Source organism: Streptomyces sp. KMM 9044 (assembly GCF_024701375.2).
Taxonomy (GTDB): domain Bacteria; phylum Actinomycetota; class Actinomycetes; order Streptomycetales; family Streptomycetaceae; genus Streptomyces.
Genome location: NZ_CP113910.1, coordinates 3,926,413 through 3,938,433, shown reverse-complemented (window position 1 = coordinate 3,938,433; position 12,021 = coordinate 3,926,413). Strand labels below are relative to the sequence as shown.

Genomic DNA, 12,021 nt, shown 5'->3' with positions numbered 1-12,021 from the left:
CCCTGCCTCGGTAGGCCCTGTGGGACTCGAACCCACAACCAATGGATTAAAAGTCCACTGCTCTGCCAATTGAGCTAAGGGCCCCAGGCGATGTCGCCCCCACGAGCATAGCGGGACGTGGGCGCGGTGTTGATCGGGTATCGGTGTGGCAGACCCGGACGTGTTCCGTCCGTATGCGGCAGGGCCCGCACGACGGATGTCGTACGGGCCCTGCCACGTCAGTCCGGTGTACCGGAATCAGCCGTTGCGCTTCCAGCGCGGCTTGTCCTCGCGGCGGCCGAAGGAGCCGCCGCGGTGCTCGTCACGACGGCCGTACGGGCGGTCGTGGGAGGCGCCGGAGCGGAAGCCGGGGCGGTCGCCCTGACGGTCGCGGTTGAACGGGCGGTCGCTGCCACGGTGGCCGGGACGCTCGCCTCGGTCACGGTCACGGTCGCGGTTGAAGCCACCACGGTCGTCACGACGCTCGAACGAACGGCCACCACGGTCACCACCACGGTCGCCACGGTCGTCGCGACGGAAGCCGGGACGCTCGCCTCGGTCACGGTCACGGTCACGGTCACGGTTGAAGCCACCACGGTCGTCACGACGCTCGAACGAACGGCCACCACGGTCACCACCACGGTCGCCACGGTCGCCACGGTCGTCGCGACGGAAGCCGGGACGCTCGCCTCGGTCACGGTCACGGTTGAAGCCACCACGGTCGTCACGACGCTCGAACGAACGGCCACCACGGTCACCACCACGGTCGCCACGGTCGTCGCGACGGAAGCCGGGACGCTCGCCTCGGTCACGGTCACGGTTGAAGCCACCACGGTCGTCACGACGCTCGAACGAACGGCCACCACGGTCACCACCACGGTCGCCACGGTCGTCGCGACGGAAGCCGTCCCGGCGCTCGGGGCGCTCGGTGTCGCGCGCGGTCGGCTGCTCCGGCAGCGAGACCTCGGCCTGGGCCGACGCCTCGGTGGCCGCCCCGGTGGCCGCCCCGGCCACCGCCGCCTCCGGGTCCTCGCCGCGCTCGCGGGCGGCCCTGGCAACCAGCCGGTCCGCCTCGCCGCGCAGCTCGGACGCCCGGCGCTGCGCCCGCTCCAGCTCCTTGGTGAGCTGGGTGACCTCACGCTCGGCCTGCTGTGCCGCGTTGCCCGCCGACTCGGCCTGGACCTCGGTCATCGACCGGGCGCCGGTGATCTCGGCGACCTCCGAGTCGAAGGCCGCGCCGCCCTGGATGATGTGACGCGTGGCGTCCACGCCCGCATCCTCCATCAACCGGAAGATCTGGCGCCGCTGGTGCGGCAGGGACAGCGACACGACGGTGCCGGTGCGACCGGCCCGCGCCGTACGGCCGGCCCGGTGCAGGTAGTCCTTGTGGTCGCCGGCCGGGTCCACGTTCAGCACCAGGTCGATGCCGTCGACGTGGATACCGCGCGCGGCGACGTCCGTGGCGACGAGGACGTTGACGTAGCCGTCCTTGAAGTCGGCAAGCGTCCGGGTGCGCGCGCCCTGCGTCATACCGCCGTGCAGAGCCTCGGCCTTGGCACCCGCGTCGCGCAGCTGCTCGGCGACCCGGTCCGCGCCCAGCTGGGTGCGGACGAAGATGATGGTGCGGCCCTTACGGGAGGCGATGGCTGCGGTGACCGGCGCCTTGTCCTTGGGCTTCACGACCAGGATGTGGTGCGACATCGTCGTGACGGCGCCCTGGGCTGCGTCGACCTCGTGGTGGACCGGGTCCTTCAGGTACCGGTCCACGAGCGTCTTGATCTCGTTCTCCATGGTCGCGGAGAACAGCATCCGCTGACCGCCCGCCGGGATCTGGTCGAGCAGCTCGGTGACCTCGGGCAGGAAGCCCAGGTCGGACATCTGGTCGGCCTCGTCGAGGACGGCGATCTGCACGTTCTCCAGGGAGCACGCGCCGCGGTTGATGATGTCGCGCAGGCGGCCGGGGGTGGCCACCAGGACGTCCACACCGCGCTCGAGGGCGTAGATCTGGTTGCCCATGGAGGTGCCGCCGCAGACGACCTTCATCTTCAGCCCGAGGACGTCCCCGTACGGCTGGAGTGCGTCAGCCACCTGCATGGCGAGCTCACGCGTCGGCGTCATGATGACGGCGCGCGGCTTGTGCTTCTCGGTCCGGCCGCCGGCCAGCGTGGCCAGAGTCGGCAGACCGAAGGAGAGGGTCTTGCCGGAGCCGGTGCGGCCACGGCCGAGGATGTCCTTGCCTTCCAGGGCGTCCGGGATGGTCGCCGCCTGGATCGGGAAGGGGCTGGTCACGCCGTTCTGCGCGAGCTTGCGCACGATGCCCTCGGGAAGACCGAGGGTGGCGAAGGTGATCTCGGGGGTGCTGTCGGTGTCGCTGTCGGCCTCGGCGTCGACGTCGGCGATGACGTCGGCGATGTCGGCGATGTCGGCGATGACAGCAGTGGCGTCGGTGTCCTCGGTGTCCTCGGGCACGACGACGTGATCAGTACTGGCGATGGGCATACGAATGCGAAACCTTCCGGAGTCTCTTCGGCACGCGCCCGTCAACTCCGTGATTCGCAATCGCAATATGACCGCCTCTATGCGGTCCACCACGGTAAGGGGAGAGTACGCGCCACACGGCGCGCTCTGCAGTGGCGCCGGGCAAATAGGATCAAACGATCTGCCACCATACGCACTCTGTCCCATCGAAAGCAAACCGGCAGGTCAGACAGAGGGCGGGGGAAAGGCAGCGAAACAGGTCCCGGTCTCTAGACGGGTGCCCCGGACTCCGGCGCGGGCACCCGGTGCACCCGTTGGGTTTCCGGTGGCTCGTGCGCCGACGAGGACGGCTCCGCGGCCGTCGGCTCGGGCGGGACCGTGGGCTCGGGCGGGGCCGTGGGCTCGGGCGGGGCCGTGGGCTCGGGCGGCACCTGCGTGGGCTCCGGCCCGGTCGGTTCCGGCGGTTCCGGCGGTTCCGGCGGTTCCGGCGGGCTGTCGGGGGTCGGCCCCGCCGACCCGCCGTCGGCCGGCACCGGTCCGCTCGCCCCCGGGGAGGGCGACGCCTCGGCGACGGACGAGGCTCCCGTCCCGCCCTTCCTCCGTTCACCCTGCTCGGCCCTCTTGCCGCCGCCCGCGCGGCGCCCGCTCCCGTCCTCGGCCGCCGCGGCACCGTGACCGCCACCGCCGCCCGGCACCGCGGGCCTCCCGTCGGGCGCCTCACCGCCCGAACGGCCCGAGGAGTGCGGCGGCTCGGCCCTGCCCGCCCCGTCCCCACCAACACTCATACAGTCGGCGACAGCGGAGACGGCCACGACGGTGGCAGCCAGGCGGACAGGTACGTACAGGGAGCGCACGAGGCCACCTCCGATTGCGATACTGGGTCTACATGCCCAACTCCCTCCGCCCGCAAGAGGACACGCCAGCAACCCGTCAGCAGCACACCAGTGACAGACAGGTGACCTGCTGTTGACCTGTTCCCCGGGCTGAAAGCCCCTGGAGCCCGGCCCTGGTCCCGCTCCCGAGCTCACAGCAGACGCGCGGCCCTCGAGACCGGACCCCGCCGCGCACTCACCCCGCGGCCCACGGGGGCCGCGTACACCTCCGCTCCGCACGATCGTCCCTGACAATGGTCCTGTGCTGGAGATGACGCGTGACAGGTTCGAAGAACTGGTGAGCGAGGCCCTGGACCAGATCCCGCCGGAGCTGGCGCGGGTCATGGACAACGTGGCCGTGTTCGTGGAGGACGAACCGCCCGCCGACGATCCGGAGCTGCTGGGCCTGTACGAGGGGACTCCGCTCACGGAACGCGGGGAGTGGTACGCCGGGGTCCTCCCCGACCGCATCACGATCTACATGGGCCCGACCCTGCGCTACTGCGAGACGGCGGAAGACGTGGTGGACGAGGTGGCCGTGACGGTTGTCCACGAGGTGGCACACCACTTCGGCATCGAGGACGCGCGGCTCCACGAACTGGGCTGGGGCTGATCCGCACGACCATACGCCCCGGGACGCCCCGGACGGCCCGTACCAGCACCGACGACGTCCAGCCGCTGCTGCGTCCTTCGGCCGCGCCTTCTCCGGCGCAGATCCGTTGTCGGCCATGACTCATCCGTACGAGTCCCGCCGGGCGCCCCGCATATCCGACGCGCCGCATGGGCATACGGGACCAATGGCACGCGTCCCCGCCGCAGTCGGGACCCTCCGGCACCGCATCCGAAGGGTCCCGCGAGCTCTCACCCGCCGTCACCGCTCCCGTCGCCCGACCGCCCCGGCGGCGGCCGTCACCACCACCCTCGCCGCCCGGCCTGCCCACCCCTACAAGCGCGTCGTGGGGCTCCTCGCCGTCGTCCTGCTGGGCGCCTGGCTCGGCCTGCTGATCGTGGGCAACGTGCGCGTTCCCGTCGGCCCCATGGACACGACCATGACCCTGCGCCCGTCGCTCACGGGCGGCACGAAGATCAACGTCTCTCCCCTGGGTGCCCTCGAACTCGACAGCCACCACGCCCCCGTCCGCCTCGACGTCAACGTCGACCAGCTCGACCCCGCCCGCTCCCAGGCCCTCGTCGACCACCCCGAGCGCCTCTCCGGGCTCCAGGACGAAGTCACCCAGGACATCGCCCGCGGCACCGCCGACCTCGCCGTGCGCTCCGTCGTCGCCGTCGTCACCGGCGCCACCGCCCTCGGCCTCGCCGTCTACCGCCGCCCGCGCCGGGCCCTGGCCGCGGGCGGCCTCGCCCTCACCCTGCTGGCCGCGTCCGGCGGCACCGCGTACACCTCCTGGAACCCGGACTCCGTCCTCGAGCCCAGGTTCTCCGGCCTGCTCTCCTCGGCGCCCTCCCTGGTCGGCAACGCCCGCAGCATCGTCACGGAGTTCGACGTCTACCAGAAGGAGCTGGCCCGCCTGGTCACCAACGTGACGAAGCTCTACGACGCCACCTCCACACTCCCCGCCTACCAGTCCGACCCGACCACCCTCCGGGTCCTGCACGTCTCCGACATCCACCTCAACCCCGCGAGCTGGGCGATCATCGCCTCACTCGTCGAGCAGTACCGGGTGAACGTCATCGTCGACTCCGGCGACACCATGGACCACGGCACCGCCGCCGAGAACGGCTTCCTCGACCCCGTCGAGAACCTCGGCGCCCCCTATGTCTGGGTCCGCGGCAACCACGACTCGGCCCTCACCCAGCGCTACCTGGAAGGTCTCGACAACGTCCACGTCCTGGACGACGGCCGGGCCAGGACGGTCGCCGGCCTGCGCTTCGCCGGCATCGGTGACCCGCAGTTCACCCCGGACCGCTCCAGGAAGCCCGGCGCCGAGCAGTCCCAGGAACTCGCGGGCGCCCGCCTGGCCTCCGCCCTGCGCGACCAGCGGGCCGCCGGCACCCCGGTCGACGTCGCCGTCGCCCATGAGCCGTCGGCGGCCCGCGAGGTCGACGGCACAGTGCCCCTCGTCCTGGCCGGGCACATCCACCGCCAGGAGACGGAGGTCATGAAGTACGGCACCAGGCTCCGCGTCGAAGGCTCCACCGGCGGTGGCGGACTGCGCGCCGTCGAGGGCAAGCACCCCGACCCCATCGAGGCCTCGATCCTCTACTTCGACCGCGACACCCGCCGCCTCCAGGCCTGGGACGCGATCCGGCTGGGCGGCCTGGGCCTGACCACGGCAGAGGTCAGCCGGCATCTCCCGGAGGAGAACCAACCGGGCGCGTCCCCGTCCGGTTCACCCTCCCCGCCCCCCACCCGGCTCCCCTCCCCCACCTCCTCGGCACCCACCCCGTAAACCGTTTTGGCGATCCCTCCCGGCATCACATATGCTTCGGACGTCCCCGACGCGCTGAGAAGCGCCCAGGCGGGCCGATAGCCCTCATCGTCTAGCGGCCTAGGACGCCGCCCTTTCAAGGCGGTAGCACGGGTTCGAATCCCGTTGGGGGCACGTATCACCCTGTGCGACACTGTCGTACAGAGCTTGGTCCTGTGGAGCAGTTTGGAGTGCTCGCCACCCTGTCAAGGTGGAGGCCGCGGGTTCAAATCCCGTCAGGACCGCTGAGGTTTCACGTGAAACCTCGTGGCTGGGTAGCTCAGTTGGTACGAGCGATCGCCTGAAAAGCGATAGGTCGCCGGTTCGACCCCGGCCCCAGCCACAACAGACACCCCCTCCGGAATTCTGGAGGGGGTGCTCTCATGCGCCCACTCCCCCCTCTCACTCCGACGCCCGGGACAAAACCGTTCGCCACGGATTTCCCGAGGATGAGATCCTGGTTCCCGTATGTCCACGCACCCTGCCTCCGCCCCCTCCTCCGGCGCCTCCGCCAACGCCTCCTCAGGCGCCCCGGCCTTCGGCGCTCTCGCCTCTCGCCTGACCGAGCTCTCGCTGCGCGACACGCAGCGGCTCGGGCGCAGGCTCGAGGGCGCGCGCAAGATCCGCAAGCCGGAGGCCAAGGCCGCTGTGCTCGGCGAGATCGAGGCGGAGGTCTCCAGGGCCGAGGAGCGGATGGCCAGGCGTCGGGCGCGGGTACCGGCGGTCACGTATCCGCAGCAGTTGCCGGTCAGCCAGAAGAAGGACGAGATCGCCGAGGCGATCCGCGATCACCAGGTGGTGATCGTCGCGGGTGAGACGGGTTCCGGCAAGACGACGCAGATCCCGAAGATCTGCATGGAACTGGGCCGGGGCGTCCGGGGGATGATCGGGCACACCCAGCCCCGCCGGATCGCCGCCCGCACGGTGGCGGAGCGGATCGCGGAGGAGCTGGACACCCCGCTCGGGAAGGCCGTCGGCTGGAAGGTGCGGTTCACCGACCAGGTGAGTCCGGACGCCACCTTCGTGAAACTGATGACCGACGGCATCCTGCTCGCCGAGATCCAGACGGACCGTGAGCTGCGCGCCTACGACACGATCATCATCGACGAGGCCCACGAGCGGTCGCTGAACATCGACTTCCTGCTCGGCTATCTCGCCCAGCTGTTGCCCAGGCGCCCGGACCTGAAGGTCGTCATCACGTCGGCCACCATCGACCCGGAGCGGTTCTCGCGGCACTTCGGCGATGCTCCTGTCGTCGAGGTCAGCGGCCGTACGTATCCCGTCGAGGTGCGTTACCGGCCGTTGCTCGAGGAGGACTCGGAGGACTCCGACCGCGATCAGATCACCGCGATCACGGACGCGGTCGAGGAGCTGATGGCCGAGGGGCCCGGCGACATCCTGGTCTTCCTCTCCGGCGAGCGGGAGATCCGGGACACGGCGGACGCGCTGACGAGGAAGGCCTACCCCCGCGCCGGAGGCGCCGACTGGCACAGCACCGAGGTGCTGCCGCTCTACGCGCGGCTCTCGCACACCGAGCAGCACCGTGTCTTCCAGCAGCACAGCGGCCGCAGGATCGTTCTGGCGACGAACGTCGCGGAGACGTCGCTGACGGTGCCGGGCATCAAGTACGTCATCGACCCCGGGTTCGCGCGGATCTCCCGCTACAGCCACCGGACCAAGGTGCAGCGGCTGCCGATCGAGCCGGTGTCGCAGGCCAGCGCCAACCAGCGCAAGGGCCGCTGCGGGCGCACGTCGGACGGCATTTGCATCCGGCTGTACAGCGAGGACGACTTCGAGACCCGTCCGGAGTTCACGGACGCGGAGATCCTCCGTACCAACCTGGCCTCGGTCATCCTGCAGATGACCGCGGCGGGCCTCGGCGAGATCGAGAAGTTCCCCTTCATCGACCCGCCGGACCACCGGAACATCCGTGACGGCGTGCAACTGCTCCAGGAACTGAACGCGCTGGACGCGACGCAGAAGGACCCCCGCAAGCGGCTGACGGAGACCGGACGGAAACTGGCCCAGCTGCCGGTCGACCCGCGGCTGGCGCGCATGGTGCTGGAGGCGGACCGCAACGGGTGTGTCCGCGAGGTCATGGTGATCGTGGCGGCGCTGTCCATCCAGGACCCGCGCGAGCGGCCGGCCGACAAGCAGACCCAGGCGGACCAGCAGCATGCCCGGTTCCGGGACGAGACCAGCGACTTCCTCGCCTACCTCAACCTGTGGCGCTACGTGCGGGAGCAGCAGAGGGAGCGCGGCTCCTCGTCCTTCCGGCGCATGTGCAAGCAGGAGTACCTGAACTTCCTGCGGATCCGCGAGTGGCAGGACATCTACACACAGCTGCGCACGGTCGCCAAGCAGATGGGTATCCACCTCAACGAGGAGGACGCCCCCGAGGACCGCATCCACGTCTCGCTGCTCGCGGGCCTGCTCTCCCACGTCGGGATGAAGGACGTGAAGGAGTCGAAGGACTCCGGCCAGACCGCCCGCAAGGACGGGAGCGGGCGCAAGGACGGCGGCGGGCGCAACGAGTACGTGGGCGCGCGCAACGCCAAGTTCGCGATCTTCCCGGGTTCGACGCTGTTCAAGAAGCCGCCACGGTTCGTGATGTCGGCGGAACTGGTCGAGACGTCCCGGCTGTGGGCGCGGGTCAACGCGAGGGTCGAGCCGGAGTGGGTCGAGCCGCTCGCAGAGCACCTGCTGAAGCGCACGTACAGCGAGCCGCACTGGGAGAAGGACCAGGCCGCGGTGATGGCGTACGAGAAGGTCACGCTGTACGGCGTACCGATCGTCGCCCAGCGGAAGGTGAACTACGGCCGGATCGACGCCGAGGTCTCCCGCGAACTGTTCATCCGCAACGCGCTGGTCGAGGGCGACTGGCGCACGCACCACAAGTTCTTCGCGGACAACCGCAGGCTGCTCACCGAGGTCGAGGAACTGGAGCACCGGGCACGGCGCCGCAACATCCTGGTCGACGACGAGACCCTGTTCGACTTCTACGACCAGCGGGTGCCCGGCCACGTCGTGTCGGGGGCGCACTTCGACTCGTGGTGGAAGCACAAACGCCACGAGCAGCCGGACTTCCTCGACTTCGAGCGCGAGATGCTCATCCGCGAGTCGGCTCAGGCCGTCACCAAGGCCGACTATCCGGACTCCTGGCAGCAGGGCGCCCTCACGTTCCGGGTGACGTACCAGTTCGAGCCGGGTGCGGACGCGGACGGGGTGACGGTCCATGTGCCGCTCCAGGTGCTCAACCAGGTCACGGGCGAGGGCTTCGACTGGCAGATCCCGGGTCTGCGGGAGGAGGTCGTCACGGAGCTGATCCGTTCCCTCCCCAAACCGGTCCGCCGCAACTACGTGCCGGCGCCGAACTACGCGAAGGCGTTCCTGGAGCGGGCGGTGCCCCTCCAGGAGCCGCTGACCACGACGATGACCCGCGAGCTGAAGCGGATGGTCGGGGTGCCGTTCGACGCGGACGACTTCGACTGGTCCAAGGTCCCCGACCATGTGAAGGTCACCTTCCGGATCGTCGACGAGCGGCGCCGGAAGATCGCCGAGGGCAAGGACCTGGAGGCGCTCCGGCTCCGGCTGAAGCCGAAGGCCCGCCAGGCACTCTCCCTGGCGGCGGCGGCCACGGCCCAGCGCGAGGGCGGTGAGTCGCTGGAGCGGACGGGTCTGGCCGACTGGACCGTCGGCACGCTGACCCGTGTCTTCGAGACGCGGCGGGCCGGTCAGCCGGTGAAGGCGTTCCCCGCGCTGGTCGACGACGGCGACACGGTCTCCGTACGGCTCTTCGACACGGAGGCGGAGCAGCAGCCGGCGATGTGGAAGGGCACGCGTCGCCTGATCCTGCGCAATATCCCGGTGAACCCTGCGAAGTTCGCATCCGAGAAGTTGACGAACGCCCAGAAGCTCGCCCTGTCGGCGCATCCGCACGGTTCCGTCCAGGCACTGTTCGACGACTGCGCGATGGCGGCGGCGGACCGGCTGATCGCGGACTTCGGCGGGCCTGTGTGGGACGAGGAGTCGTACCGCAAGCTGTACGACAAGGTGCGCGCCGAGATCGTCGACACGACCGTCCGCACGGTGGGGCAGGTGCAGCAGGTCCTGGCCGCCTGGCAGGCCTGCGAGCGCCGGCTGAAGGGCGTACGCAGCCCCGTGCTGCTGGCCAACCTCCAGGACGTACGCGCGCAGTTGGACGCCCTGGTGAAGCCGGGGTTCGTGACGGAGACGGGGCTGCGGCGGCTGCCGGACCTGATGCGGTACCTGGTGGCCGTGGACCGCCGCCTCCAGCAGATGCCGACGAACGTCCAGCGGGACACGACCCGTATGGAGAAGGTCCACGAGATGCGGGACGAGTACGCCTGGCTGCTGGAACAGATGCCGCAGGGGCGGCCGGTGCCGCAGCAGGTGCTGGACATCCGCTGGATGATCGAGGAGCTCCGGGTCAGCTACTTCGCCCACGCGCTGGGCACCGCGTACCCGGTCTCGGACAAGCGGATCGTGAAGGCGATCGATGCCGCCGTTCCGTGACGCGGGCGGTACGCAGGGTGAGTTCGACCGGTGGGCCACCGCTCCTGTACAGTCTCTTTTCGCAGCGCAAGGCAGCCATCACGCTGCGAAGCCTGGTCCTGTGGAGCAGTTTGGAGTGCTCGCCACCCTGTCAAGGTGGAGGCCGCGGGTTCAAATCCCGTCAGGACCGCATCAACGAGAAGGGTCCCGCCCACCAGCGGGGCCCTTCTCGCATCCCCGCCACCCCGCCAGGACGAAGGCCGCGCGCGGCGCAGCCGCGATCGGGTACGACGGATCCCGTCAGGACCGCTTCACCGAAGGGGCTCCGTCGCAACGACAGAGCCCCTTCGCCTGCCCGTCCCGTCCCGTCCCTCACGCCGCCCCGCCGAGGCGGAGGCCGCGCCCGCCACTCCACGCCCCCTCACCGGGCGGCTGAGGGCCTTTCAGGTGGCCCGGGGGATTCGGGGAGGCCGCGTTCCGTTTCGCTCGCCCCTGGGGCTTCCCGGCGCGGGCCCCCGGCGTCTTGACGAGGCGGGCTCTCCCCGGTACCTCAGACAGCAGGGCCGCTCTCGGTGCGGCCGCTGGAGGTGGCACATGCCGGCATCGGCCGGGCACGAGACGCGGGCACTGCTCCGCGCACATCTGTCGGCCGCCTCGGCGTTCGGGCACCACACCCGCCGCCGTCCGGCCTGCCACCGCCTGTTGCGCCTGGCGGAGGACTCCGCGCCCCGCCCCTCCGAAGCCTCCGAACGACCCGCACGCCCCGCCGGGCCCACGGGGCCGGCCGAGCCCACGGAGCTCCCCCCGGAACGTGTCGGCGGCGAGGGCGTATCCACCGCCTAGCCCAGCCGCCCCGGGCTCCCCAGCTCCCGGGCCCTGTCCCCGAGTTGCTTCACATCGGGCCCATCCACCGCCGCTTTAGCGCACACGCCGGCGACCCGGCAAGGCAACCGGTGTGTGACGGGTATCACCGCATGAGTTTCGGAAAGTTCGGTACGTACCCGTCGCCTACACCAAGTCAATTTAATATGTGCAATTGCACTACCGTCGGAGGTCCACCCGAATCCCCGTGCGGGTGACCTCACAGCTACCCCCCAGGGCCCGACAGGCCCGCGCACGGACCCCGCACAGACCCGCCCGGAAAGCACCGCACCGGCACACCGCCGACAGCCCCCGGAGACACAAGATCGCGCCGGACTCGGCGGAGTCCGGCGCGATCGACGACGTACCCGGTTCAGTCGCCTGGAAAGCTCTGATCGGTTCGGGCGAGGGTCCTGTTGGGGCAGTTCCCGCGTCGTGTGGAGCTGTGGGCCCGAACACCTCGGCCAGTTGGGGGACCAGCCGGTTCGTCCGGGTTATTCAGTTGTGTCAGGCCTCGCTGCGCTGCTGCGGAATGCCCGCGAGCAGAGCGCGGACCTCGGCTTCGCGGTAGCGGCGATGCCCGCCGAGCGTGCGGATCGACGTGAGCTTGCCGGCCTTCGCCCAACGCGTGACCGTCTTCGGGTCGACGCGGAACATGGTGGCTACCTCAGCCGGGGTCAGCAGCGGCTCGGCATCAGGGGTGCGAGCGGTCATGAGCGGCCTCCTCGGGAGAACCGAACCTTCTCGGTTCTTTCCTCTAAATTCTGCACCTTGACCCGCGTTGCCCGAAATGGCGGACGCGGGTCGAGTCGGTTATAGGACGAACGGCTTGTCCTCGGCACTACAACTACACCATCCGTCCAGCCGCGTCGGCCAAACCGATGGAA

The 12,021-nt window shown here is 70.2% G+C and carries 7 protein-coding genes and 5 tRNA genes; 8 read left to right on the top strand and 4 right to left on the bottom strand.

Features of this window, described 5'->3' with window-relative positions:
- Positions 1-11: 11 nt before the first annotated feature.
- From HUV60_RS17775 to HUV60_RS17765, 3 genes are all read right to left on the bottom strand, one after another.
- Positions 12-84: transfer RNA gene (locus tag HUV60_RS17775), tRNA-Lys, on the bottom strand.
- Positions 85-237: 153 nt separating this feature from the next.
- Positions 238-2,478, bottom strand: a complete 2,241-nt coding sequence (locus tag HUV60_RS17770; protein ID WP_269441200.1) for a DEAD/DEAH box helicase — start codon at positions 2,476-2,478, stop codon at positions 238-240.
- 248 nt (positions 2,479-2,726) lie between these two features.
- Positions 2,727-3,311 carry a hypothetical protein gene (locus tag HUV60_RS17765; RefSeq protein WP_257850335.1) on the bottom strand — a complete coding sequence of 195 codons (585 nt, stop codon included), beginning with the start codon at positions 3,309-3,311 and terminating at the stop codon, positions 2,727-2,729.
- Positions 3,312-3,591: 280 nt separating this feature from the next.
- On the opposite strand from HUV60_RS17765, the gene HUV60_RS17760 reads away from it, so the two are divergent.
- The 8 genes from HUV60_RS17760 to HUV60_RS17725 all read left to right on the top strand — a co-directional run bounded on the left by HUV60_RS17760 (position 3,592) and on the right by HUV60_RS17725 (position 11,116).
- Positions 3,592-3,942, top strand: a complete 351-nt coding sequence (locus HUV60_RS17760; RefSeq protein ID WP_257850337.1) for a metallopeptidase family protein — start codon at positions 3,592-3,594, stop codon at positions 3,940-3,942.
- Between the two features lie 184 nt (positions 3,943-4,126).
- Positions 4,127-5,740 (top strand): metallophosphoesterase family protein, encoded by a 1,614-nt coding sequence (locus tag HUV60_RS17755; protein WP_257850338.1) that lies wholly within the window; start codon positions 4,127-4,129, stop codon positions 5,738-5,740.
- Between the two features lie 80 nt (positions 5,741-5,820).
- Positions 5,821-5,893 (top strand) — tRNA-Glu (locus HUV60_RS17750).
- Positions 5,894-5,928: 35 nt separating this feature from the next.
- A tRNA-Asp gene (locus HUV60_RS17745) sits at positions 5,929-6,003 on the top strand.
- Between the two features lie 24 nt (positions 6,004-6,027).
- Positions 6,028-6,101 (top strand) — tRNA-Phe (locus tag HUV60_RS17740).
- A gap of 125 nt (positions 6,102-6,226) precedes the next feature.
- The gene (hrpA, locus tag HUV60_RS17735) at positions 6,227-10,294 is read left to right on the top strand and encodes an ATP-dependent RNA helicase HrpA (RefSeq protein WP_257850339.1); all 4,068 of its coding nucleotides are present in this window, start codon (positions 6,227-6,229) and stop codon (positions 10,292-10,294) included.
- Between the two features lie 94 nt (positions 10,295-10,388).
- Positions 10,389-10,463: transfer RNA gene (locus HUV60_RS17730), tRNA-Asp, on the top strand.
- 404 nt (positions 10,464-10,867) lie between these two features.
- Entirely contained in the window at positions 10,868-11,116 is a 249-nt protein-coding gene (locus HUV60_RS17725; RefSeq protein ID WP_257850340.1) for a DUF6274 family protein, read from the top strand.
- A 525-nt stretch (positions 11,117-11,641) separates the two neighbouring features.
- Here the strand turns inward: HUV60_RS17725 and bldC are convergent.
- Positions 11,642-11,848, bottom strand: coding sequence for a developmental transcriptional regulator BldC (gene bldC, locus HUV60_RS17720; RefSeq protein ID WP_003949541.1), 207 nt, complete (start codon positions 11,846-11,848; stop codon positions 11,642-11,644).
- Between the last annotated feature and the right edge of the window lie 173 nt (positions 11,849-12,021).